General features: G+C 64.1%; 18 protein-coding genes and 2 pseudogenes. 7 read left to right on the top strand and 13 right to left on the bottom strand.

Annotated elements, in window-relative coordinates; all coding sequences use genetic code 11:
* Positions 1-35: 35 nt before the first annotated feature.
* The 5 genes and pseudogenes from hemH to X741_RS149915 all read right to left on the bottom strand — a co-directional run bounded on the left by hemH (position 36) and on the right by X741_RS149915 (position 6,464).
* Positions 36-1,100: a ferrochelatase gene (gene hemH, locus X741_RS149900; RefSeq protein ID WP_023778515.1), complete on the bottom strand. Its 1,065-nt coding sequence runs from the start codon at positions 1,098-1,100 to the stop codon at positions 36-38.
* Between the two features lie 136 nt (positions 1,101-1,236).
* Positions 1,237-3,308 (bottom strand): annotated as a pseudogene (locus X741_RS01000000166855) (5'-nucleotidase C-terminal domain-containing protein).
* 226 nt (positions 3,309-3,534) lie between these two features.
* On the bottom strand, positions 3,535-3,912 hold the full coding sequence (locus X741_RS149905) for a hypothetical protein (protein ID WP_023765806.1): 378 nt from the start codon (positions 3,910-3,912) through the stop codon (positions 3,535-3,537).
* A gap of 175 nt (positions 3,913-4,087) precedes the next feature.
* A complete protein-coding gene (locus X741_RS149910; RefSeq protein ID WP_013893143.1) occupies positions 4,088-5,533 on the bottom strand; it encodes a homospermidine synthase in 1,446 nt (481 codons plus the stop codon).
* Positions 5,534-5,717: 184 nt separating this feature from the next.
* A complete protein-coding gene (locus X741_RS149915) occupies positions 5,718-6,464 on the bottom strand; it encodes a glucose 1-dehydrogenase (RefSeq protein ID WP_013893144.1) in 747 nt (248 codons plus the stop codon).
* A gap of 108 nt (positions 6,465-6,572) precedes the next feature.
* Here X741_RS149915 and X741_RS149920 point away from each other — a divergent pair, with 108 nt between their 5' ends.
* Positions 6,573-7,451, top strand: coding sequence for a LysR family transcriptional regulator (locus X741_RS149920; RefSeq protein WP_023778514.1), 879 nt, complete (start codon positions 6,573-6,575; stop codon positions 7,449-7,451).
* A gap of 6 nt (positions 7,452-7,457) precedes the next feature.
* On the opposite strand, the gene X741_RS149925 is transcribed toward X741_RS149920, so the two are convergent.
* From X741_RS149925 to X741_RS149945, 5 genes are all read right to left on the bottom strand, one after another.
* A complete protein-coding gene (locus X741_RS149925) occupies positions 7,458-8,381 on the bottom strand; it encodes a DUF3445 domain-containing protein (RefSeq protein WP_023778513.1) in 924 nt (307 codons plus the stop codon).
* A 3-nt stretch (positions 8,382-8,384) separates the two neighbouring features.
* Positions 8,385-9,047 carry an aminotransferase class IV family protein gene (locus X741_RS149930; protein WP_031250186.1) on the bottom strand — a complete coding sequence of 221 codons (663 nt, stop codon included), beginning with the start codon at positions 9,045-9,047 and terminating at the stop codon, positions 8,385-8,387.
* Complete coding sequence (locus X741_RS149935) at positions 8,996-10,138, bottom strand: aminodeoxychorismate synthase component I (RefSeq protein WP_023778511.1); 1,143 nt, start codon at positions 10,136-10,138, stop codon at positions 8,996-8,998. Before X741_RS149935 ends, X741_RS149930 begins: the two co-directional genes overlap by 52 nt.
* Positions 10,139-10,355: 217 nt before the next feature.
* Positions 10,356-11,117 carry an NADH dehydrogenase gene (locus X741_RS149940; RefSeq protein ID WP_023778510.1) on the bottom strand — a complete coding sequence of 254 codons (762 nt, stop codon included), beginning with the start codon at positions 11,115-11,117 and terminating at the stop codon, positions 10,356-10,358.
* 359 nt (positions 11,118-11,476) lie between these two features.
* Entirely contained in the window at positions 11,477-13,315 is a 1,839-nt protein-coding gene (locus tag X741_RS149945; protein ID WP_023778509.1) for a M3 family oligoendopeptidase, read from the bottom strand.
* A 172-nt stretch (positions 13,316-13,487) separates the two neighbouring features.
* On the opposite strand from X741_RS149945, the gene X741_RS149950 reads away from it, so the two are divergent.
* On the top strand, positions 13,488-15,032 hold the full coding sequence (locus X741_RS149950) for a sigma-54 dependent transcriptional regulator (RefSeq protein WP_023778508.1): 1,545 nt from the start codon (positions 13,488-13,490) through the stop codon (positions 15,030-15,032).
* Positions 15,033-15,435: 403 nt separating this feature from the next.
* Positions 15,436-17,292, top strand: a complete 1,857-nt coding sequence (locus X741_RS149955) for a DUF882 domain-containing protein (protein WP_245272737.1) — start codon at positions 15,436-15,438, stop codon at positions 17,290-17,292.
* A 533-nt stretch (positions 17,293-17,825) separates the two neighbouring features.
* Here X741_RS149955 and X741_RS01000000166850 read toward each other — a convergent pair.
* Positions 17,826-18,717 (bottom strand): annotated as a pseudogene (locus tag X741_RS01000000166850) (AraC family transcriptional regulator).
* Between the two features lie 130 nt (positions 18,718-18,847).
* Here X741_RS01000000166850 and X741_RS149960 point away from each other — a divergent pair.
* Positions 18,848-19,594, top strand: a complete 747-nt coding sequence (locus tag X741_RS149960; protein ID WP_023778506.1) for an SDR family oxidoreductase — start codon at positions 18,848-18,850, stop codon at positions 19,592-19,594.
* A 7-nt stretch (positions 19,595-19,601) separates the two neighbouring features.
* On the opposite strand, the gene X741_RS149965 is transcribed toward X741_RS149960, so the two are convergent.
* Positions 19,602-20,240 carry a 2-dehydro-3-deoxy-phosphogluconate aldolase gene (locus X741_RS149965; protein WP_023778505.1) on the bottom strand — a complete coding sequence of 213 codons (639 nt, stop codon included), beginning with the start codon at positions 20,238-20,240 and terminating at the stop codon, positions 19,602-19,604.
* 202 nt (positions 20,241-20,442) lie between these two features.
* On the opposite strand from X741_RS149965, the gene X741_RS149970 reads away from it, so the two are divergent.
* The 3 genes from X741_RS149970 to X741_RS149980 all read left to right on the top strand — a co-directional run bounded on the left by X741_RS149970 (position 20,443) and on the right by X741_RS149980 (position 23,284).
* Positions 20,443-21,372: a rhodanese-related sulfurtransferase gene (locus tag X741_RS149970; RefSeq protein WP_023778504.1), complete on the top strand. Its 930-nt coding sequence runs from the start codon at positions 20,443-20,445 to the stop codon at positions 21,370-21,372.
* Between the two features lie 116 nt (positions 21,373-21,488).
* Positions 21,489-22,229 carry a tellurite resistance TerB family protein gene (locus tag X741_RS149975; RefSeq protein ID WP_023778503.1) on the top strand — a complete coding sequence of 247 codons (741 nt, stop codon included), beginning with the start codon at positions 21,489-21,491 and terminating at the stop codon, positions 22,227-22,229.
* Between the two features lie 302 nt (positions 22,230-22,531).
* Complete coding sequence (locus X741_RS149980; RefSeq protein WP_023778502.1) at positions 22,532-23,284, top strand: SDR family oxidoreductase; 753 nt, start codon at positions 22,532-22,534, stop codon at positions 23,282-23,284.
* 21 nt (positions 23,285-23,305) lie between these two features.
* On the opposite strand, the gene X741_RS149985 is transcribed toward X741_RS149980, so the two are convergent.
* Positions 23,306-23,680, bottom strand: a complete 375-nt coding sequence (locus tag X741_RS149985; RefSeq protein WP_023778501.1) for a YciI family protein — start codon at positions 23,678-23,680, stop codon at positions 23,306-23,308.
* Positions 23,681-23,798 lie beyond the last annotated feature (118 nt).

Here is a 23,798-nt window from a genome sequence, read left to right as displayed (position 1 = left end):
CGCCTCAACGCCCCGGAGTGGCCGTTGTTCCGGCGTCAGGCCCAGCCGGAGAGTTCGCGCCGCACCAGCGCCTCGATCACCGCCATGCCCTCGGCGCTGTCGTTGAGACAAGGGATGTGGGCGAAGTTCTTGCCGCCGGCATGATGGAAAGTTTCGGCGGCCTCGCGGCCAATCTCGTCCAGCGTCTCGATGCAGTCGACGGAAAAGCCGGGATTGACGATGGCGATCGACTTCACACCGTCCTTGCCCAGTTTCTCCACCGTCTTGTCGGTATAGGGCTGCAGCCATTCCTGCGCGCCGAAGCGCGACTGGAAGGTGATGATCAGTTTCTTGTCATCCCAGCCGAGCCGTTCGCGCAGCAGGCGTGTCGTCTTCTGGCAGTGGCAATGATAGGGATCGCCCTTCTCGAAATAGGGCTTCGGGATGCCGTGATAGGAGGTGATGACAACCTCGGGTGTGAAATCGAGCGTCGCCAGATGCTGTTCGATCGAACGCGCCAGCGCCTCGATGTAGACCGGCTCGTCATGGTAGGACGGCACGCTGCGCACCGCAGGCGCGCGACGCATCTTCATCAAGGCGCGAAACAGCTGGTCATTGGCGGTCGCGGTGGTGGTCGCCGAATATTGCGGATAGAGCGGGAATGAAAGAATGCGATCGCAGCCTTGCGCGACCAGCCTCTCTACGACGCTAGCCGTCGACGGATTTCCGTAACGCATCGCCCAATCGACCACGACATTGGGCAGGTCGCGCAATGCCTCGGCCAGTTTCTCGCTCTGAGCGCGCGTATAGGTGCGTAGCGGCGACTCGTTCTTCTCCCGGTTCCAGATCCTGGCGTAGTTGGCGCCCGACTTCTTCGGCCGCATGGTGAGCACCAGGCCATAGAGGATCGGATACCAGATCGCCTTGTTGAGCTCGATGACACGCGGATCGGACAGGAATTCCCTGAGATAGCGCCACATTGGCTTGAAATCGGTACCGTCCGGCGTGCCGAGATTGACCAGTACGACGCCCACCTTGCCCGTCTTGACCGGCAGGTGGCCGGCAGGCAACGGGCCGATGGCTTTCGCGGCCTTGGCATCGACGGAGGTGGAAAGCGTCATAAGGGTTCTCCAGGAGACGCGAACCTAACCATCTTGCGCGCGCTTTCAATGCAGCGTCTGGCCGCACCTTAGCCTGAAAACACAAAACCCGCCCGGTTTCCCAGGCAGGCTTGGTGCTGGAAGAGGTAAAGTGAGGCTACTTCGCTGGAATGGTCAGCGATGCGCCGGGCATAAGCCGGTGCGGCCTCTGAGCCTTGTTGGCATCATAGATGAGCTTCCACTTGGTCGCGTCGCCATAAGCCTTCTTTGCCAGGTCCCAGTAGGTGTCGCCGGCAACGATCACATGATTGTCCGTAGCCGGCGCGGCCTCGGCGGGTTTTGCCGGCTCGGCGGGCGCGGGGGCTGCCGGGGCGGGTGCTGCCGGTGCAGGAGCCGTCTCGGCCGGCTTTGCCGGCTCGGCAGGTGCAGCCTCTGTCGACATGGCCGGCGGCTTGTTGGCGATATCGCCGGAGTTGGCGGGCAGTTCAGGCATTGCCGGTGCCGCGTCCGCGGGCTTCGCCGGTTCAGCCGGCTTGGCGGCTTCGGCCGGCGCTGGCTTCGCCGGTTCGGCGGGCTTTGCCGGTTCTGCCGCCGGTGCCGCCGCGACCGTCGCGGCAATCTCGGTGATGCGGCCGTCGAGCTTGGGCGTGTAGGGCCGATGCGCGCCGAGATAGTCGGCAACCACCTGTTCGAGGCCGGGGCCGTAGTCGTAGGCCTTCTTGGCCTTTTCGGCGAAGACCTTGTAGCCGTCGCCACCCTGGCGGACGTAATTGTTGGTGGCGACCAGATAGTCCTTGTCGGGATTGATCGGCGCCCAGGCGCCGTTCTCCATCACTTCGACCGACTTGACGCGGCCGGCATTGGGCGCGACCGACTTGTCGAAGGAATATTTCAGGCCGGCGACCTGCGGGAAGCGGCCGGCGCCGTCCTCGATCTGGCTGAGGCCGCTTTCGAGGCCGGCGACCAGGTCCTTGCCGGAGATCTGGAAGGTCGCCAGCGTGTTCTGGAACGGCAGCACCGTCAGCACCTCACCCATGGTGACGATGCCCTTGTCGATCGAGGCGCGCAGGCCGCCGCCATTGGAGATGACGATCTCGACNTCTCGACGCCCTGTCCCTTGACGCGGTCGAGGATGGCGTCGGAAACGAGGTTGCCCATCGCGCATTCATGGACGCGGCAGCTCTCGCGGCTGCCGTCGATGACGTCGGTGGTCTCGGCGACCTCCTTGTTCTTCAAGGCTTCGATCGGCGCGCCAAGCTCCTTGATGCGGGCGAGCACGGCTGGATCCGGCGTGATCGACTTGTCGAGAGAGATCGGATCGCCGCTCGCCGATTTGACGATACCATTGTCGTCGAACACGACTTTGAACTCGCCGAGATATTTCGAATAGGACGCCGCCTGCACGACCGGCACCTTGTAGCCGTCGGGATTGTCGGCCATCGTCGGATAGGGGCCTGCCGCCTTCGGATCGGTATTCGACAAAAGCGTATGGCTGTGGCCGCCGACGACCACGTCGATGCCCGGGATCTTGGCGATGACGTCGCGCTCCCGGTTGTAGCCGATATGGGTCACGGCGATGATCTTGTTGACGCCTTGCGCCTTGAGCTTCTCGACCTCAGCGGTGATCGACTTGACGTCGTCCGCGATGGCGATGTTGGGGCCGGGGGAGGCGAGTTCGGGCGTGTCGTTGGTGACGGCGCCGACAATGCCGATCTTCTGGCCGCCGACCTCCACGACGATCGACGGCTTGATCTTGCCCGCCGCGCCGGACTTGTCGTTGGGCACGACATTGGCACTGACGACCGGAAACTTCGCCTTGTCGAGATAAGGCACCAGCGCGCTCTCGCCGTCGTCGAATTCGTGGTTGCCGAGCGTCACAGCGTCGGGTTTTATCTGATTGAGGAATTCCTCTTCCACGGCGCCCTTGTAGGTGGTGTAGAACAGCGATCCTTGGAAGCTGTCACCTGCATTGAGCAGCAGTACGTTCTGGCCTTCGAGCTTCTTGCGTTCCTGGGCGATCGCGGTGACCAGCCGGCCGGCGCCGCCAATGCATTCGCCCTTGGTCTCCTCATCGGCCGAACAGGTCGATTCGTATTTGTTGTTGCCTTCGATGCGGCTGTGCCAATCGTTGAAATGCAAAATGTTCAGTGTGTAGTCGGCAAAGGATGCGCCGGCCGACAGGCCGAGCGTCGATACGGAAAGGGCGGCAATGGCGGCAAGCTTCTTCATCTTCGTCTCCCGGCAGGCTGATCAGAGGCGTTTAACACCCTTGCTTGACTGGGACATAACAGCCAGCATTTTGACCATGTTCCCATCGCGTTTCGGCAGACGCAAGCGGAAATGCCGGCTGTATTTTCCGGCGAAAACCCCGGGGTGTTTTCTGGCGCAAAAAAAGGGACCGCGGTCTGTTGACCGCCGTCCCTCGTGAGGCGCTATGAGGCGAACCCCTGCTCGTTCAGGTGCGTCGCGTCAGCACGAAGTTCTGGCCGGACGAACTGGTGCAGTTCAGCTGGCTGGTCGACACCAGCAGGCAGTTGAAGCTGACACCGGTCTGGCGGATCAGCGATGTGCCGTTGATCTGCACCGACGTGGCGCCGGTCATCGTGTAGCTGCCATCCGCCAGCTTCTGGCCGGTGTCGGTGGCCACCGTCGCGAATTTCCCGGCGGTGAAGGTCGACAGGCCGGTGCCCTTGGCGTCGATCCAGGAGCCTTCGACGCCTTTCGGCGAGGCTGCCATCGGCGGCTCGCCGGGACCGCTGGTGGCACAGGCAGCAAGCATCGAGGCCACGGCACCCGCCATGCCCATCGAAAGAAATTTGCGCGCAATAGTCATATGAAATCCTCTCCAAACGCATCGGCCCAAAAATCGGCTTCGATTTTGGAAAGCACGATGCGAACGCCCAAAGTGCTAGAGTGTGCCTTGTGCGCCCAACGGGACGCACAAGGCTGTCTAGGCCGCATCCCTTCAATCGCCCGATTTCCGGGCGATTGCAAGGTAATGGGGCATGCTATCGGACGAGGATGTTGCGGAATTGCCACGGGTCGCTGCGGTCGAGATCCTCCGGGAACAGGCCCGGGCGCCTGTCGAGCGGTGTCCAGTCGGTGTAGTAACCCTTGACCGGCCCGAGATAGGGCGACTGCACGTCGAGGCAGCGCCTGTAGTCCATTTCGTCGGCCTCGACGATGCCGGCGTCCGGATTTTCGAGAGCCCAGACCATGCCGGCGAGAACCGCCGAGGTGACCTGCATGCCGGTGGCGTTCTGATAGGGCGCCAGCTTGCGCGCCTCGGCCAGCGAAAGCTGCGAGCCGTACCAGTAGGCATTCTTGTCATGACCGTAAAGCAGGACGCCGAGCTCGTCGACGCCGTCGACCAGTTCGTTCTCGTCGAGCACGTGGTGCACCGGCTGCGGCTTGCCGGCAGCGCCGAACATCTCGTCCAGCGACAGCATCGCATCGTTGCAGGGATGGTAGGCATAGTGGCAGGTCGGGCGGTACTGGACCTTGCCCTTCTTGGAACGCACGGTGAAGAAATCGGCGATCGAGATCGCCTCGTTGTGTGTCACCAGCAGGCCGTACTGGGCGCCCGGCGTCGGGCACCATGAGCGCACGCGCGTGTTGGCGCCCGGCTGCTCCAGATAGATCGCGGCCTTGGAGCCATGCTTGTGCTTCTTGCCGTTCTTCGGCATCCATTTTTCGTGTGTGCCCCAGCCAAGTTCGGCCGGCTGCAAGCCTTCGGAGATGAAGCCCTCGACCGACCAGGTGTTCCAGAACACATCCATCGGCTTCGGCTTCTTGGTGCGCTGCGTGTCGCGCTCGGCGATGTGGATGCCCTTGACGCCGGCCTTCTTCATCAGCTTGGCCCAGCCCTCGCGGTCTTCCTGCGCGGGCTCCGAGAATTCCAGGCCAAGATCGGTGGCGAGATTGACCAGCGCCTGCTTGACGAACCACGAGACCATGCCGGGATTGGCACCGCAGGTGGAGACCGCCGTGGCGCCGCCGGGCTTGTCGTGCTTTTCCTTGATCAGGGCTTCGCGCAGCGCATAGTTGGTGCGGCTGGCATTGTCGGCCTTGGCGTCGAAATAGAACCCGAGCCAGGGCTCGACGACAGTGTCGATGTAGAGCACGCCGAGCTTGCGGCAGAGCCGCATCAGGTCGACCGAGCCGGTATCGACCGACAGGTTGACGCAAAAGCCCTGGCCGCCGCCATTGGTCAGCAGCGGGGTCAGGAGCTTCTTGTAATTCTTCTCGGTCACCGCTTCCTGGACGAAGGCGATGCCGCGCTCGTCGAGCAGCTTGCGGTCGGTGTCGCGCGGGTCGAGGACCGTCATGCGCGACTTGTCGAACTTGAAATGGCGCTCGATCAGCGGCAGCGTTCCCCGTCCGATCGAGCCAAAGCCGATCATCACCACAGGGCCGGTGATCTCACCGTAAACGGGCCAGTTTTCAGTCGCCATTTTATCGAGCACTCCTCAAAAAACACTCCAGAACAGCCGCTTGGCCGCGGCGCGACAAACCATAGATCATTGTCACAATAAAGGGAAAAGCGGCGAAACGCTTGGGAGCGCCGCCGTGGAGGTGCTCGGCGATGCCACCGGGAGGCCATGGCCTGCCGGTGGCGGATGTTGAGCCGGCGTCGTATCAGCGAGCGCCGCCGGACGCGTTGATGCGTTCGCCGGTCAGCCACGCCGCCTCGTCCGAGGCGAGGAAGGCCACGGTCGGGGCGATGTCGTCCGGCTTGCCGAAGCGCTGGCCAAGGGGGACGCCAGCGATCAGCATATTGCCGAAATCGGTGCCAACCATGCCTTCGGTCATTTCTGTATGGGTATAGCCGGGCGCCACGATGTTGACACGGATGTTGCGGGCTCCGAGTTCTCTCGACAGGCTAAGCGTCAGCGTATCGATCGCCGCTTTGCTGGCGGAATAGAGGCTGGTGTTTGGCACTGGGTTCCAGCTCGAGATCGTGCCGATGTTGACGATGCTGCCGCCGGTCTCGGGGAAGTGGCGCATGGCCGCCTTCGTGGTCAGGATCGTGCCCAGTACGTTGGTGTCGAAGAGCCGCCGATAATCCGCCTCACTGGCTTCCTCGAAAGTGCCGAAGCTGGCGGTCGCGGCATTGTTGATCAGAATGCTTGGCTTGCCAAATGCGATCTCGGCGGCCTCGAACATCTTCTCCACTTCGGCGGCATCGGCCACGTCGCCCCGGACCGCAGTAGCCTTGCCACCGGCGGCGACGATCTCCTTGACCGTGCGTTCCGCAGCCTCACGGCTGGAGGCGTAGTTGACGATGACGGCGGCGCCTTCCGCCGCCAGTCGTTTGGCGATGCCCGCACCGATGCCTCGCGCGGCACCGGTGACGATGGCGACCTTGTTGTTGAGCTTGCCCATTTTGGTTCTCCGAATGGCTGGATGGATTTGACAACCGCCCAATTGGCCATTCCTGAGTGGGTCAGGTAGAGTGAACAAAAACATATTACTAATTCCAAGGTGGAATAGATGGACAGGCTCATGGTGATGAACACCTTTATAAGGGTCATCGAAACCGGCTCGTTCTCGGCGGCTGCGCGGCATTTGCGCGTCGGGCAGCCAGCCGTCTCGAAGGCCATCGCTCAGCTCGAGGAGCGGCTCGGCGTTCGCCTGCTGTCGCGCACCACCCGAGGTCTCTCGCCGACCGATGCGGGCCTAAGCTTCTATGAAGGCGCGAAGCGCGCGGTCGACGAGGCCGACGAAGCAGAGAACGCGGCCCGTGGCACTGCGGCGGCGCTTACCGGGTTGCTGCGCATCGGTACGTCGGTAACCTTCGGCCGCCTGCATGTCGTGCCGAGGCTGAAAGCGTTCCTGGACGCTCATCCGAGGCTCGACGTCGAGGTGGCGATGGACGACAGGAACGTCGACCTCGTCGAGGAAGGGGTAGATGTCATGCTGCGTCTGGGTGAAAGCTTCGCCCCTGCTCATATCGGGCGCAAGATCGCCACCTGTCGTCGTCTCGTAGTGGCAGCACCCTCGTACCTAGCACGCGAGGGCGAACCCATCGCGCCGGATGAGCTGTCGCGGCACGAGGCGATCCTTTTCGTCCGAGCAGGCACTTCCAATCGCTGGGCGTTCCGGCGAGGCGCCGAAGAGATTTCGCTTGCCGGCCAAGGGCGGCTGCGCGTGACTTCCGCCGAAGGGATACGTGAGGCAGTACTTGCCGGCATCGGCTTCACGGTCGGCTCCGAATGGATGTTCGACGCAGAACTGCGCAGCGGTGCGGTGCGGCCGATCCTGGTCGACTGGGTGCTGCCGCCTGTTGAATTGTGGGCGCTGTTTCCGGCCGGACGCAAGGCCAGCGTCAGGGCAAGGACATTCGTTGATTTCGTGGCGGGCAGCCTGTAGGCGGCTTCAGCCGGCCATCGTCTTCAGTCGTTCGACCAGCCGGTCGCGGTCCGATGTCAGGCCCTTGTAGTCGAGCTGGTCGAGATCGAGCGCGTCGAGTTGGGCGGCGAAGGACAGCGCCAGCGTCGCCCGGTTCGGATGCCGCGCCAGCACGGCGAACGGGTCGAGATGGATGCGGATGGTGAACAGGATATCGCCCGACGCGGGAAGCTTGCGCAGCGTCTGCCGCTCGACACGGATGAAGGCGTGCGCCTTGACGTCACCGTCGGGGAAGCGTGTCGGCCGGTTTGTGGCGCGGTCCATGCGCTCGATATTGGACAGCGGATGGTACAGCGCATCGCCCGACTGGATCGACCAGTTGTAACGCTCGACCGCCTGGCCCTGGAGACCGTCGAACATGCGATTTATGAGTTCGGCAGGCCGGGTACCGGGACCAAAACCCGGCACCGGGGCGTGAATCTGCTGCAGCGGCTTGCCGAACTTCTCCTGGAGCGACCAGGATGAGGGGAAGCACAGCGAACCCGCGGCGAGCCGCCAGCCGCTGTCGTCGCGGCGCATCAGGATCAGGTCTTCCTGCACCAGCAGCGAGGCCGCGACCAGCGGTGCGTCGGCGAGACCCGAAGGGAGGGCAGGGTGGTTCGCGGCGTCCATCACCTCGATGCCCATATCGGTGCGGCGATGGGTGCGCGGAAATCTCCCAGGCAGATGCGCGCCGAGCAATTCGAGCACTTCCTGCTGTGCGTCCCGCGTGCCGCCCTCCTCGACGAAAACCCGCTCCGGGATTTCGGCATAGAGCCGGCGCTTCTCGGCGAGGTAGGGCAGAAGATGGCCGTCGACCTCGATCCAATCCGCCGGATCGAGCGGCTTCAGCCCGATGGTGAAGAGTTTCGACGAGCCGTCATAGGGCGTATGGGTGGGCAAGGAGGTCATGGTTCAGATCAATTTTGCCGGGATCAGTCCGCGCAGCGAATTGCCGACGAACAACGCCTTGGCGGATTTCAACTCGTCCAAGCTGTAGATCGCTTCCCGGGCGCGGCCTTCGTCCAGAAGCTCGGCGCGCAATACGCCAGGCAGCAAGCCGCAGTCGAGTCGGGGCGTTGCCAGCACGCCGTCACCGAAATCGGCGAAGACATTGGTGATCGTGCCTTCGCAGATTTCGCCACGCTCATTGGCCAGGAGCACTTCGTCGGCCTGGGTGACGAGATATTCGGAGCGAGCATGCGTGTAGAGCTGTCGCCGGCTGGTCTTGTGGCGCAGCAGCATATTGCCTGAATCGAGCTTTGTCCGCGCCAACCGCAGCACCCAGACCTTGTCGGCGGCGAGCGGTTGATAAGGTTGCGCGGAGGCGCTCGCCTCGCCACGGCGCGACAGAGCGAGCCGGGTGCGCATGGCGATGGGGGAGCCGCCGACCGCGCTGCTCAGGGCCTCGCCGATTCTGTCCGGATCATGGCTGAAGCTCAGTTCCGCCGCCGAGCCATAGAGGCGCGCAAGGTGGCGATCGAAGCGCAGGAAACCGCTGTCCGGCTGCCACCGCATGGTCTCGATCAGCTCGAAATCGGTGGCGTCCCCGTCGCGAAGCGGGCCTTGAGCAGACACTCCTGATACTCCTCTTGCGCCGTCGAATCGAAGACGATGCCGCCACCGACATTGTAGACGGCCTCGCCGCTGGAAAAGAGCGATATGGTGCGGATCGCCACCGAAAAGCGCATGGTGCCGCCGGGTGCGATCCAGCCGATGGCGCCGCAATAGACGTCGCGGGGCGTGCTTTCCAGATCGTGCAGGATTTCCATGGCGCGGATCTTCGGCGCGCCGGTGATCGACCCGCAGGGAAACAGCGCCGCGAAGATCTCGCGGATCGAGAGCCCGGGCAGCAGTTTCGCCCTGACGTCGCTCACCATCTGGTGAACGGTCGGATAGCTCTCGATGCGGAAGAGCGCCGGCACGTCCAGCGTGCCGACCTCGCTGATCAGCGAGATGTCGTTGCGCAGGAGGTCGACGATCATCCGGTTCTCGGCTTGGTTCTTCTCGTCGTTGCGCAGGAAGTTTTTCTGCCGTTCGTCCTCGGCTTTGGTCGCGCCGCGCGGTGCGGTGCCTTTCATCGGATGCGTCTCGATCATACCGCCGGCGTCGATCTCGAAGAACAGTTCGGGCGAGCGCGACAGCACTACGGGGTCACCGAGCGCGACGAGCGCGCCATACTTCACCGGTTGGCGTTCGGTCAGCGCATCGAAGGCGGCAAGCGGGTCGCCCGACCATTGCGCCCGCACCGGAAAGGTCAGATTGCCCTGGTAGCAATCACCTTGCCTGATGTGCTGGTGCAGCCGTGCGAAGCGCTCCTCGTAATCCTCGAACGACCATGCCGCCATTGCATCGAAGATCGGGCCGTTGGTCGGCGCGGCGCGCTGAGGCACCGCTTCTTCGACCGGGGCATCGAAAACGCCGAGGCAGACCAGCGGAGCGCGGCGTCCGCTTGGCAGCAAGGGAACCAGCTTCGGCTCGAGCAGGTAGCCTGCCTCGTAGGAGAAATAGCCGGCCAGCCACTTACCGGCATCGTGCGCGGCCTGCGCGGCCTGCAGCGCCGGCCGGAAGTCCTTTGCCGCATGCGCCACGATGATATCGGCCGGCCGGTCGAAAACGAGCTGGCGCGCGCTTTCGTCGTTGCGGAAAATGGCGGCGGGTAGGGACATGGGACTCAGGTGCTGCGGTCAATGAAGCCGTTGACCGCTCTATATGGGGGGCCGTTCGCGCGCAATCGAGGGAACGGCACGCTGCCACTGAAAGCCGACCTCTGTTGGGCCGACCTCTGTTGGGCCGACCTCTGCTGGGCCGACCTCTGCCGGCCTTGTCCGCTCAAAACAAACCGGCGGCGTCTTGGCGCCGCCGGTTAATCGCTGTGTCTATCGGTCAGGAGTTGCTGGCGGTTCCGGCTGTCGGGAACTGCTTGGCGAATTCCTTTTCGTTGCCGGCGGCGAGCAGCTTGGCCTGCTCGATCCAGCGTTCGCGCGCGATGCGGCCGTCGAAGTTCATCACGTCCTCGATACGCTTGATGTCGGCGACGGTCCAGGCGGCGATCTGGGCGAAGGAAGTCACGCCTTGCGCCTTGAGGAGTTTCTCGTTGACCGGGCCGATACCGATCAGCCGGCGCAGATTGTCGGGTTTGCCGGAGGCGGCCTTGGCCGCCGGCGGCGCGGCCTTCTTCGCTGCTGAGGCCTTGGGAGCGGCCGCGCTCTTGGTTGCCGAGCCGGCGGCCGCGGATTTGCTCGCAGCGGGTTTGGCTGGTGCCTTGGCCGCCGCCGGCTTTGCCGCGGCCGGTTTGGCTGGCGCGGCCTTGGCCGCTGCAGCCTTGGCCGCTGCCGGAGCTGATTTGGCCGTGGCCGGCGTCGACATCAGGGCGGCCGACGGTTGACTTGCGGCCTTTGCCGCGCCGGCTCCGGCGGAAGCCTGCGCGTCACGCAGCTGGCGCTCGAGATCCGAGCGGGTCTTGCCGCAGGCATTCAATTCACCCGTCAGGCGGTCGCTGTCGGCACGCAGCCTGTCGCGCTCGCTGCGGGTGCGGTCGAGATCGCCGCGCAAGCTGTCGAGCTCACCACGCAGACGTCCCCAGATGAACCAGCCAACCAACACACCCACAAGGAACGCCAGGAGCATGTAGAAAAAAGTGCCCATTGTCTCTCTCCAGTCAGATCCGTCTGCCGCGGTATGGATTCATGACCTTCGGCGAAGGACTACTTGATGGTGATTCCGCGGCGCGGAACAGCCGGCTTCGGTCGAGCTGTCGGCGATCGGCTTGCTGCCATGCCAACGGCCGTTGTCGCGTTCGCCGGAGCGCTACGGTCGGCCGAGATTTTTCCTCGCCGATCCGCGTGCGCTCCGGCTGAGCTTGGAGCAAAGGCTACCATAGGGCTTGCGGAAAGCTATCGGAAAACTTGCCGCCGAGAGTTGTTGAAGAACAAATATTTAGCGCAGGAATGGTGCTGCCCCAACATGCACTTCGGCTAAACTGTTTCGTGCGGGCGCGAGACGGCTCAACCGTCGAGCGCTTCCAGTTCGTCGATGAGACCGCCGATCACGCCGAGCCCGATCTGCCAGAAGGCCGGATCGGTGGCATCGAGACCGAACGGCGCAAGAAGCTCGGAGTGATGCTTGGTGCCGCCGGCGCGCAGCATCTCGAAATACTTGTCCTGGAAGCCGCGCTCTGCGTTCTGGTAGACGGCATAGAGCGAATTCACCAGGCAGTCGCCGAAAGCATAGGCGTAGACATAGAAGGGCGAATGGATGAAGTGCGGGATGTAAGTCCAGAACACTTCATAACCCTCGCGCAATTTGATCGCGGGTCCCAGGCTTTCCGCCTGCACCTCGAGCCAGAACTGGCCAAGCCTGTCGGATGTCAGTTCGCCGTTGCGGCGCTCGGCATGCACCTTGCGCTCGAATTCGTAGAAGGCGATCTGGCGCACCACCGTGTTGATCATGTCCTCGACCTTCTGGGCGAGCATGGCCTTGCGCTCGCGCCTGTCGGTGGTCTGCTCGAGCAACGAGCGGAAGGTCAGCATCTCGCCGAAGACGGAGGCCGTCTCGGCCAGCGTCAGCGGTGTCGAGGCCATCAGCGCGCCCTGGCCGGCGGCCAGCACCTGGTGCACGCCGTGACCAAGTTCATGCGCCAGCGTCATCACGTCGCGCGGCTTGCCCATGTAGTTGAGCAGCACATAGGGGTGAGCCGACGGCACGGTCGGGTGGGCGAAGGCGCCGGGCGACTTGCCCGGGCGCACCGGGGCGTCGATCCAGTTGCGGTCGAAGAAAGTGCGTGCGATCTCGGCCATCTGCGGCGAGAAGCGCTGATAGGCCGACAGCACGGTGTTCCTGGCCTCGTCCCAGCCGATCACCGCTTGCGGCGTCTCCGGCAGCGGCGCGTTGCGGTCCCAGTGGTTCATCACCTCCATGCCAAGCCACCGCGCCTTCATCTGGTAATAGCGGTGCGACAGGCGCGGATAGGCCTCGCGCACGGCGGTGGCGAGCGCGTCGACCACGCTGCGCTCGACCCGGTTGGCGAGGTGGCGTGAATCGGCGATGTCCTCGAAGCCGCGCCAGCGGTCCGAGATTTCCTTGTCCTTGGCCAGCGTGTTGGTGATCAACGTGAAGGTGCGCAAATTCTTGCGGAAAGTCGCGGCCAGCGCCTCGGAAGCCCGACGCCGGACTTCACCGTCGGCATCCTGCAGGCGGTTGAGCGCCGGCTCCAGCGTCAGTTCCTCGCCTTCGACGTCGAAGCGAAGGTCGGTCATCGTTTCGTCGAACAAGCGGTTCCAGGCGCCGCGCCCGGTGATCGACTTCTCATGGAAAAGCTGCTCGACGCGGTCCTCGAGCTGATAGGGCTTGTCCATCCTGAGGTCGAGCACCCAGGGCCGGTAGTGGCCGAAAGCGGGGTCGGCGGCCAGCGCGCGTTCGATCGCCGCGTCGTCGATCAGGTTCAATTCGAGCGCGAAGAATAGAAGATGCGCACTGGCGTCGGTCATCTTCTCCTGGATGTCGCCATAGAGCTTGGCGCGCTGCGGGTCGGCCGTGTTGCCGGCATAGACCAGGCCGGCATAGGAGACGATGCGGCCGATCAGTTCCTCCAGCGCCTCGTAAGCCACCAGCGCCTCACCCAGCCGGCCGGCGCTGCCGCGCTCGGCTTCGGCGGTGAGCGTGCCCTTCCAGCGGGCCTCGAAGGCGATCGCATCGGCGGCGGCCCTGGCGATGTCACGCTTCAGCTCCGGCGCTTCCATGCCGGTGTAAAGGTCGGCAAGGTTCCATTCCGGCAGATCGCCAAGCCCGGCCGCGCCCTGACCGGACGCTGGCGCCGCAAGCCGCCGACCAAACATCATGCGCATCGACAATACCTTCTGTGAATCAACGGGTCAGAATCTGGGGTAAGAATCAAAGGGAATGGACAAGCCGGTCAAATCCTAAGGAATTCGTTCACCGGGTTTTTTGAAACCTTATTTAGAACCCTGTGCCAAGATGATCCATGGGGATTTCGGGCGCGGGCAACTCAAGACAGTCATGACAGGTTCCATTCTCATAGTCGATGACGATCCCGTGCAGCGCCGGCTGCTCGAGGCGGCGGTGACGCGGTTCGGCCATACCGCAATCGTCACCGACGGCGGTGCCGCGGGTCTCGAAGTGCTCGACGGGCCCGGCGCCCGCGACGTCTCCGTCGTCATCCTCGACCTGGTCATGCCCGGCCTCGACGGCATCGGTGTGCTGAAGGCGATGCGCGAGCGTGACATCAGCGTGCCGGTCATCGTTCAGACCGCCCAGGGCGGCATCGAAACCGTGGTTTCGGCGATGCGCCATGGCGCGTTCGATTTCGTCGTCAAGCCGGCTTCGCCCGACAGGCTGCAGGCCGCGATTGCCAATGCGCTCAAGGTCGAGGCAGTCGAGGGCGAGGTCAAGCGCACGTCGCGCAAGCGCGGCGGACTGCTGACCTTCAAGGACATGATCACGCACAGTCCAGCCATGGACAGGGTGATACGCCTTGGCCAGAAAGCGGCGGCGTCCAATATCCCGATCCTGATCGAAGGCGAATCCGGCGTCGGCAAGGAACTGGTGGCACGCGCCATCCAGGGCAGCGGCGACCGCCGTTCGAAACCCTTCGTCACCGTCAATTGCGGCGCCATTCCCGACAATCTGGTCGAATCGATCCTGTTCGGCCACGAGAAGGGCTCGTTCACCGGCGCCACCGACAAGCACACCGGCAAGTTCGTCGAAGCCCATTCGGGTACGCTGTTCCTCGACGAGATCGGCGACCTGCCGCTCGACGTGCAGGTCAAGCTGCTGCGTGCCGTGCAGGACGGCGAGGTCGATCCGGTCGGCGGCCGCGCCACCGTCAGGGTCGACATCAGACTGATCTCGGCCACGCACCGCAACCTCCTGCAGCAGGTCAAGGACGGCAAGTTCCGCGAGGATCTGTTCTATCGGCTGAACGTCTATCCGATCTTCGTGCCGCCGCTGCGCGACCGCCGCGACGACATCCCACACCTGGTCACGCATTTCATGGAAAAGGTGGCGCCCGCCGACCCGCGCCATCGCCTCACGGGCATTTCGGCGGCGGCGCTAGCCGTGCTGCAGGCCTACGATTGGCCAGGCAACATCAGGCAATTGGAGAACGCGGTCTTCCGCGCCTCGGTGTTGTGCGAAGGCGACGTGCTGACGGTCGATGATTTCCCGCAGATCCGGGCGCAGGTGGAAGGCACCGTCAACCTCGGAACCGATGGCGATCACGAGCCGGACGGTCTCGCGCCGCCACCGCTGGAGCCGCGCGATGAGGATGTGATGCCCGGCGATGCCGTTGCGGCAAGTGTGCACGACCAGGCTGTCAGGACGCAGCCTCGCTTCGGCACGTTGAGGGCGCTCGACGAACGCGGCAATGTGCGGGCACTGGCCGATGTCGAACTCGAGATGATCAAGCTCGCCATCGACCACTACAACGGCCAGATGAGCGAAGTCGCCCGCCGCCTCGGCATCGGCCGCTCGACGCTTTACCGCAAGCTCAAGGAATACGGCATCGACCCGGAAACCGGGCGTATCGACCGCCTCGCCTCCTGAGCGGCGCAAGGCCGGGACCAACTTGCCCTGTCATGGTGCGGTCCTTGCACTGTCCCGGCCGGATTATGGCGGTCTGAGAGCGGTGCCCGACAGGTGGCGATCACGCATTAAGGCTAATGGTAACAGATCGTGTTTCGGCCAAGGGCGGAAACGTGATCTAAACCAGCGGTTTACCAAGAAACCCTGCGAACAATTTTTGACGGGATATCGCCATGGTGTTACCGCATTTCGGCTTCAATAAGCGATGATTAACCATTAGGATCGATATTCGGATGTGAAAACGACACATCCGTTTGGCGGGGACAAACGGCAGCCTGCAAGGCCTTTTGATTTGAACAGAATCGAACGACTCACAAACGGGCGGCATCATCATTTGCGCGTCTGGCCGAGATGGCTGGCAGCGGTGATTGTCGCATTTGGTTTTGTTGCCGCGGCCGCCACGGGCGCCCAGGCCGAAGTTCGTTCGCTGAAGCTCTATCACCTCCACACCCACGAGAAGGCCGAGATCGTCTACAAGCGCAATGGCCGCTACATTCCCGAGGGTCTGAGGAAGATCAACATCATCCTGCGCGACTGGCGGCGCAACGAGCCGACCAAGATGGATCCGCGCCTGCTGGACCTGGTCTGGGAGGCGTATCGGGAAAGCGGCGCCACCGACTATATCCAGGTCGTCTGCGGCTACCGCTCGCCGGCGACCAACTCGATGCTGCGCAGCCGCAGCCGGGGCGTCGCCGAGAAGAGCCAGCACATGCTTGGCAAAGCGATGGACTTCTACATTCCCGGCGTGCCGCTGAAGAAGCTGCGCAACATCGGCCTCAAGATGCAGGGCGGTGGCGTCGGCTATTACCCTACCTCCGGTTCGCCGTTCGTCCACATGGATGTGGGCAATGTACGCCATTGGCCCGGCATCAGCCGCCAGGAACTGGTCAGCCTGTTCCCCAATGGCAAGACACTGCATGTGCCGAGCGACGGCCGGCCGCTGCCGGGCTATGAGCAGGCGCTCGCCTCCTACAAGGCGCGCAGCGGCTCCGGCACACCCAACATCGAACTGGCCAGCGCCGGCGGCAGCGGCAAGAAGTCCGGCGGGTTCCTCTCCGCATTCTTTGGCGGCGGCGACGATGAAGCCGACGACAGCGCCGATGTCGAAACCGCTTCGGCCGCACCCGCGCCCAAGCCGAGAAACGTGAAGCCGCTGGCCACTGCCAAGAGCAGCAACCTGCCGGGCATCGCCATCGTCGCGCCCGAGAATGCGCAGCGCGCCGAAATTCCGCAGGTCGCCGACGAGCAGGCTCCGGAGCCGCAGACGGACACGCCGGAGACGATCATCGCGGCGCTGCCTGCCAAGGAGATCCCGCTGCCCGACTTCGCGCCGCGGCCGAAGGCTGATGTCGGCGTGCAGCAGCCTGAGAATGTTCCGTTCGCCACGGCGGATGCCACGGCCACCACCGAACAGGCCGTGGCGACCGCGCAGGCGCCGGCGAACATGCCTTTCGGCAAGGCCGACCCCGCGGCGATGGCGGCTGTCGCCGCCGCCGATCCGGCGCAGGTTGCCGTCAACAACATCCCATTGCCGACCTGGCGTCCCGAACACTCGCTGCCGGCCGACCTCGCACCGCCGCCCAGCAAGGATGTTTTGATGGCGCTGGCCGAGACGGTTGATCAGGACAAGTCCGCCACGGATGCGTTCTCGGTGCTGCCGACGGCGCGTCCGGCACCGGCCAAGCCGGATGCCGTCAAGGCCGTGCTCGACGAAGCCAATGCCCAGCTCGCCAATGCCCAGGTTGCCAATGCACAGGTTGCCAATGCACAGGTCGGCGGCGGTGACGAATACCAGCTTGCCTCGCTGTCCCAGGAACCGCGCTCGGCCTTCAACGATCCGTCCGCCGTCGATGCGGCATCGCCTCGCCAGGCTGTTGCCGGCCGTCCGGCCGGTTCCGATCCGGCAGCCGCGATCGGCGCCGGCGTGAAGACGACCCGCAAGGAAGCCAGGGCCACCGCCCGCGACCAGAAGCCCGGCCCCAGGGCCGTGGTGGTCGCAGCCGCGCCTCAGGCCGCCCGCTGGGCGCTGACCAGTGGCGAGACTGTCGCCGCCGTTTCGAGCGCAACGACGGCACCGGGCTACGCCTACAATATCGTGCATACGCCGCCGACCGAGGTCTATACGGCCGGCTTCCAGTCGGGCGACGTGGCGGCCGACCCCAATCGCTTCACCGGCAACGCCGTCAAGTTCATGTCGGTCGCCCGCTTCCAGACGAAGTAACCGACCAGCCAATCGCAAAAGCCGCGCCGGGCAGCCTGCGCGGCTTTTTGCTGTTCAATATTACCCATTCGAAGCTTGAAAGGCTCGCCGGTCATCACCGTCGGGAGCCAGATCACGCGAGACGGAACTTCTCGTGAGATCGGAACGATGGACCCATTTCCAGGTCACTATCGGCGCGTTCCAACCTGGGGATATTCATCAAGAAGATTCTACTGGCATCAGTTCTGGCACTGGCGGCAGCATCCGCTGCGATTGCTCCTTCGCAAGCCGAAACCGTGATCATCAAGAACGGCAAGCATCACTGCAGGACCAAGGTGGTCACGCATTGGGTTCACCACCATAGGGTGGTCGACAGGATCAGGGTCTGCAACTGATCCGGAATTGATAGATCCGGTGAATTGGCCCGATCGGCGGGAGTCGGCCGGGCGTTCATATGCCGGCCGACGCGGCTCTTACACTGGTCGGAGCCGACCTGTCGGCAAGTCACCGCGAGTCTCGCTCCCAAACCCGTGATCACTTCCGGGCGGCTGGCATCAGTCGATTTCCAGCGTAGCAGCTTCACCCTTGGCCAGAAGCCGCGCTGCGTCACGCGACGGCGGCAGTCCGAAATGGCGCGCATATTCCCGGCTGAACTGGGATGCGCTTTCATAGCCGACGGCAAAGGCGACGCGCGTGGCGTTGCCCGATTCAGCGATCAGCAAATGACGCGCCTCCAGCAGACGGACCTGCTTCTGATACTGGATCGGGCTCATGGCGGTTGCCGCCTTGAAGTGGCGGTGAAACGAGGCGTTGCTCATATGCGCGAGTTCGGCCAATTCCGTCACGTCGATAGGCTCGTTGTAGTGCGATCGTATCCAGGCGGTGGCGCGGCGGATCTGTGACAAGCGGCCGTCGCGCGCGAGATGGCGAAGCTTCGCGCCTTGCGGACCCTGCAACAGGCGGGAATGCGATCTCGCGTTCGAGCATGGGCGCGAGCACGGGAATCTCTACTGGCCGGTCGAGCAGCCGCAGCATGCGGCGCCATGCATCGAGCAGTTCGTCATCGGCCCGGTCGGTCACGAAGCTGTCGCCGTCGAGCGCCGGCTTGTGGTCGACGATCAAGGTGGCGATCAACTCGATGTCGAGGGCGAAGGCGACGGCCACATAGGGACGGGCGCTGCTCGCCTCGATGAGCTGACTGGTGGCGGGCGTCTCCACCGCATAGACGAAATAGCTGCCGGCGCCATAGCGAAGCGTGCGGTCGCCGATCAGCACCGTTTTGGTCCCCTGCAGCACGAACAGCGCCGTTGGTTGGCAAAGCTCGGGCAGCGGCGGGGTCGCAATCTCGCTGCGGCCGATGGAAACACGCGGGATGGCTGTCCTTGTGCGCCGCCCATGCGCATGGCGGCCGGCGATCGCGATCAATTCCTGGAGGACTTCTTCCATGGCTTCAGCATTGCCGATCCATGCGGCCTGCGCAACCGGTTGAGAGGATTAGGCAAGAAGACGCGAGTATCCGGCGCGAGAAACCGGCTGACGCAGGTCATTTCTAGGTCACCGAGAAGGAGACACGGATATGACGAACGGGAATGCGCTGGTCACCGGCGCCAACAAGGGCATCGGGTTTGAAACCGCTCGCCGGCTGGCGGCCATGGGGTTCAAGGTCTGGCTCGGCGCTCGCGATGCCGAGCGCGGCGAGGCCGCGGCAAAGACGTTGCGCAACGAAGGGCTTGACGTCGAATGGCTCGAGCTCGACGTCGCCAGCGACGACAGCGTAGCGGCTGCGGCCAAAACCTTGACGGCGCGGATATCCAGCCTTGACGCGCTGGTCAACAATGCCGGCATTGCCCCCGGCTATGTCGACGCGCTGGGGCCGGACGGCCGCTACGAACGGCCGCCGAGCCGCGAGAGTGTCGCCGACATGAAGGCCACCTATGACGTCAACGTCTTCGGTCCGGTTCGCGTCACCCAGGCATTCCTGCCGCTCCTCCTGGCATCGCCCGCCGCCCGCATCGTCATGGTCAGCAGCTATCTCGGCTCGATCGCGCGCGCCGCTGATAACAGCCAGTCGCCAAATGTCATGGCCTATGGCAGCTCGAAAACAGCGCTCAATGCCATCACCGTGGCCTTCGCCCGGGAGCTTTCGCCGCGCGGCATCATGGTCAACGCCGCCGCTCCCGGCTACACCGCAACGGACCTCAATGCGCACAAGGGCGGCCGCACGGTGCAGCAGGCTGCCGGAATTATCGTGCAGCTGGCGACGCTGAAGGCCGGCAGCCCCACTGGCGGCTATTTCGATGAGAATGGTCCGTTGCCCTGGTGAGCGATGGCTATTTCCGAAGCTGGCTCGCGGCGCGTGCCAGCGCTTCGATCTCGTCCCACTTGCCGGCCTTGACCATGTCGTCGGGCGCGACCCAGGAACCGCCGACGCAGATCACGTTCGGCAGGCTGAGGTAGTCGGCCGCGTTCTTGCCGGTGATGCCGCCGGTCGGGCAGAATTTGACGTCGGCCAGCGGCGAGGCGAAGGCCTTCAAGGAGGCGATGCCGCCCGACTGCTCGGCGGGGAAGAACTTCAGGAAGCGCAGGCCGGCCTCGCGCGCGGCCATGATCTCGCCGGGCGTGATGGCGCCGGGCAGCAGCGGAACCTCGCTGTCGGCGGCCGCCGCCAGCAGCTCGCGGGTGATGCCGGGGCTGACGATGAAGCGCGAACCGGCGCTGGCTGCCTCGTCGAACTGCCTGCTGTCCAGAATGGTGCCGGCGCCGACAATGGCTTCCTCGACCTCGGCGGCGACCCGCCGGATCGCTTCCAGCGCATCGGCGGTTCTGAGCGTGATCTCGATCGCCGGCAAGCCGCCGCGCGCCAGTGCACGGGCCAGCGGCACCGCGCTGGCGACATCGGTGATCTTCAGCACCGGAATGACCGGCTGGCCGTTCAGAAGGGACAGGAGTTTTTCGGTCTTGCTGGGCATCTGTCTCTCCATGCAAAAGGCTATTTCAACCGATTAGCAGACGGGTGTTTGCCTGTCTACGAACCTGGTCGCGTCGCGATGTCACGCGTCATCGGGCAGCTTACCGTCTCTTCCCCAACAGGGCCATGACAGGCAAGCGAAACAAGCCATCGAACCCGTTTCGCCTTGAATCGGCTTTTACGAGCGTCTAGTTGCTCTTGCAATGACACCGTCCGCGCCACCCCAACCCGTCCGCGTCGCCGCGCTCTACCGGTTTGCCCGGCTCGACGCCTTCGAAGCGTTGCGCGCGCCGCTTGCCGCCTTTTGTTGCGGACGCGGCATCAAGGGTACGCTGCTCCTGGCGCATGAAGGCATCAATGGCACCGTCGCGGGCAGCGAAGCTGCGATCGCCGAACTCATCGACCATATCGAGGCCGTCGACGGGCTGGCGGGCCTGGAGGTCAAGTACAGCGAAGCTGTGGAAATGCCGTTCCACCGCATGAAGGTGCGGCTGAAGCGCGAGATCGTCACCATGGGCGTCGGCGACATCGACCCAGCGACAAGTGCGGGCACCTATGTCGCCCCGGCCGACTGGAACGCCCTGATTTCGCAACCCGACACGATCGTCATCGACACGCGCAACACCTACGAGGTGTCGATCGGCACCTTCAAGGGGGCGGTCGACCCGGCGACCGCGAGCTTTCGCGAGTTTCCGGCCTGGGTGGAAGCGCACCGGGCGGAGCTCGAAGGCCGCAAGGTGGCGATGTTCTGCACCGGCGGCATCCGTTGCGAGAAAGCGACCGCCTATGTCAGGTCGCTTGGCTTCGAGGATGTGTTCCACCTCAAGGGCGGCATCCTCAGATATCTCGAGGAGGTTGCGGCCGAAGAAAGCCTGTGGCAAGGCGAGTGCTTCGTCTTCGACGAGCGCGTTTCGGTGTCGCATGGCCTGGCCGAGGGGGACGCCGAACTCTGCCGCGCCTGCCGCCATCCGCTGACGGAAAGCGAGCGGTCGTCGCCGAAGTTTGCCGCTGGTATCTCTTGCCCGCATTGCTTCGATGCCCGCTCGGATGAAGACCGCAAGCGCTACGCCGAGCGCCAGCGCCAGGTCGAACTCGCGCAAGCGCGGGGCAAGCGCCCGCATATCGGCTCCTGATCCCAGCACCTTGCCGCTGCCAAGCGGCAGCCTGTCATTGCAATGCCAGGCTTCGGAACCTACGTCTTCGACGTTCGAAACCTGCCCGTTCAGCCGGGCAAATCCTGGAGGCATTGATGTTCGATCCCAAGAAGCTTCTCGACGATCTGCTCGGCTCGCAAATTCCCGGTACCACCGGCACTGTCCGCGACAAGGCGGGCCAGGCCGTGCAAATGGCCAAGGACAATCCGCTGGCGGCCGGCGCGCTTGCGGCGGTGCTGCTTGGAACCGGCGCCGGTCGCCAGGTGACAGGCACGGCGGTGAAGCTCGGTGGATTGGCTGCCATTGGCGGTCTCGCCTACAAGGCCTACCAGAACTACAAGGCCGGCAATGCACCGGAGCAGGCGCCCGCCGCCGGCGAACCGGAATTGCTGCCGCCGCCCAAGGACACCGCCTTCCACCCGTCGCAGGCGCCGCAGGGCGAAGATGAGTTCACGCTGACGCTGGTTCGCGCCATGATCTCGGCGGCCAAGGCCGACGGCCATGTCGACGAGGAGGAACGCAAGAAGATCGCCGGCAAGCTCAGCCTTTCCGGTATCGGCTCAGATGCCGAGAAATTCCTGATGGCGGAGCTGGAAAGCCCGCTCGATCTCGACATGCTGGTGGCGGGTGCCAAGACCGACGCTCAGAAGCTCGAACTCTACACCGCGTCGCGCCTGACCATAGACCCGGACACGCGCACCGAGCGCGGCTATCTCGACCTGCTCGCCGGCCGGCTTGGCCTGCCGGACGCATTGGTCGACCATGTCGAGGCGACGGTTTCGGCTGCCAAGGTGCCAGCCGCCAAAGCGGGCACTTCGCCCAATCCGCGTTGGTAGCCCATATCGGCACAGGCGCGCTTAGCCTGCGTTTATCCTTGGTTAACTCAGGAAGCGCATGATTCTACGCAGTCGGATCGGCTTTCCTCCTCCCAAGTCCGGTTCAGATCAGGGCGGTCGCCAATGACCGCCCTTTTTGTCGGCCCGGATGAGGCCGCTTCCGCACATCGGATTCCACTTTTCGGGAACGTGAGCTGGCCGCTCCGCTTGCCATCGCTGCCGTCATTTGCGATGCCTTCTGTTCTGAAGCCAGATCCTGAAAATCAAGCGGGCACGCGCGGCGCTGCCGGAGGACAACTGCCATGACCGAGAAAACCGCCATCGTCACCGGCGCCGGCACGGGCATCGGCAAGAGCGTCGCCACGGCATTGCTCAAGGCCGGCTGGAACACGGTGTTCTGCGGTCGCCGCAAGGCGGTGCTGGACGCCGCGGTCGCCGAGGCCGGGCCCTCCGACGCCAAGGCGCTGGCGGTTGCCTGCGACATCAGCAAGGCCGGCGAGGTCGATGATCTTTTCGAGACCGTGGCGGAGGCCTTTGGTCGCGTCGACCTGCTCTTCAACAATGCCGGCATGGGCTACAAGTCGACGCCGATCGACGAGATCCCGGTCGAGGTGTGGAACGATATCGTCGGCGTCAACCTCACCGGTTCGTTCCTGTGTGCGCGTGCCGCCTTTGGCGCCATGCGCAAGCAGCGGCCGATGGGTGGCCGCATCATCAACAATGGTTCGGTGTCGGCCTATGCGCCGCGCCCGGGCTCGGTGCCCTATACGGCGACCAAGCACGCCATCACCGGGCTGACCAAGACGCTGGCGCTCGACGGCCGCCCCTATGATATCGCCTGCGGCCAAATCGACATCGGCAATGCGCTGACCGACATGGCGCAGCCGATGACCGTCGGCGTGCCGCAGGCCAACGGCTCCATCGCCGCCGAAGCCGTGATGGATGTCCAGCATGTTGCCGACGCGGTCGTCCACATGGCCAGCCTGCCGCTCGAGGCCAATGTGCTGTTCATGACGGTGATGGCGACCAAGATGCCATTCGTGGGGCGTGGATGAGCACAGGCTATCGCCGCCGCCTCATTCGCCCGCCAGCGGCACGCCTGGCTTGAACAGCAGAATGGGCCTGATCTCGTAAACGGCGGTCGGATTGACGCAGCGAAGGTCGCGGGCGATCGCGATTGCCGCATCTCTGGTGGCGCAGTCGACGACATAGAGACCGAGCAGCTGTTCCTTGGTCTCGGCGAAAGGGCCGTCGATGATCACGCCGTCGCCCGGGCCGCGCAAGGTGCAGGCATCCTGTGTCGACCCCAGACGCGCTGAAGGTCCAAGCGTGCCTTCCTCATGAAGCCGGGTGTTGATCTTGAGCAAGTCAGCCATCAGCGCCGCATCTTCCTGCGGCGTCAGCGCCTTGATTGCGTCTTCCACATGATAGGCAAGGATTGCATAGAACATCCGATGTCACCCACTTCGATCCTGATCCGAGGACCGTAGCCGTTCCCGACATGCACGCCCAGTCTTGGCCGCGCGCCTCCGGACGGCTCATGACACCGTCCGGAGAGGGCAGCGGACC

The sequence above is a fragment of the Mesorhizobium sp. LNHC221B00 genome (assembly GCF_000502935.1).
Lineage (GTDB): Bacteria > Pseudomonadota > Alphaproteobacteria > Rhizobiales > Rhizobiaceae > Mesorhizobium > Mesorhizobium opportunistum.
Note: the sequence above shows the minus strand (reverse complement) of the source record. Positions and strands in the feature narration are given on the sequence as shown.

Coding starts and splice junctions, on each gene's coding strand:
- X741_RS149975 (WP_023778503.1), top strand. CDS start 21,489: ATGTTCGATCCCAAGAAGCTTCTCGACGATCTGCTCGGCTCGCAAATT.
- X741_RS149980 (WP_023778502.1), top strand. CDS start 22,532: ATGACCGAGAAAACCGCCATCGTCACCGGCGCCGGCACGGGCATCGGC.
- X741_RS149960 (WP_023778506.1), top strand. CDS start 18,848: ATGACGAACGGGAATGCGCTGGTCACCGGCGCCAACAAGGGCATCGGG.
- X741_RS149910 (WP_013893143.1), bottom strand. CDS start 5,533: ATGGCGACTGAAAACTGGCCCGTTTACGGTGAGATCACCGGCCCTGTG.
- X741_RS149920 (WP_023778514.1), top strand. CDS start 6,573: ATGGACAGGCTCATGGTGATGAACACCTTTATAAGGGTCATCGAAACC.
- X741_RS149925 (WP_023778513.1), bottom strand. CDS start 8,381: ATGACCTCCTTGCCCACCCATACGCCCTATGACGGCTCGTCGAAACTC.
- X741_RS149905 (WP_023765806.1), bottom strand. CDS start 3,912: ATGACTATTGCGCGCAAATTTCTTTCGATGGGCATGGCGGGTGCCGTG.
- hemH (WP_023778515.1), bottom strand. CDS start 1,100: ATGACGCTTTCCACCTCCGTCGATGCCAAGGCCGCGAAAGCCATCGGC.
- X741_RS149940 (WP_023778510.1), bottom strand. CDS start 11,117: ATGGGCACTTTTTTCTACATGCTCCTGGCGTTCCTTGTGGGTGTGTTG.
- X741_RS149965 (WP_023778505.1), bottom strand. CDS start 20,240: ATGCCCAGCAAGACCGAAAAACTCCTGTCCCTTCTGAACGGCCAGCCG.
- X741_RS149915 (WP_013893144.1), bottom strand. CDS start 6,464: ATGGGCAAGCTCAACAACAAGGTCGCCATCGTCACCGGTGCCGCGCGA.
- X741_RS149985 (WP_023778501.1), bottom strand. CDS start 23,680: ATGTTCTATGCAATCCTTGCCTATCATGTGGAAGACGCAATCAAGGCG.
- X741_RS149945 (WP_023778509.1), bottom strand. CDS start 13,315: ATGCGCATGATGTTTGGTCGGCGGCTTGCGGCGCCAGCGTCCGGTCAG.
- X741_RS149970 (WP_023778504.1), top strand. CDS start 20,443: ATGACACCGTCCGCGCCACCCCAACCCGTCCGCGTCGCCGCGCTCTAC.
- X741_RS149935 (WP_023778511.1), bottom strand. CDS start 10,138: ATGTCCCTACCCGCCGCCATTTTCCGCAACGACGAAAGCGCGCGCCAG.
- X741_RS149950 (WP_023778508.1), top strand. CDS start 13,488: ATGACAGGTTCCATTCTCATAGTCGATGACGATCCCGTGCAGCGCCGG.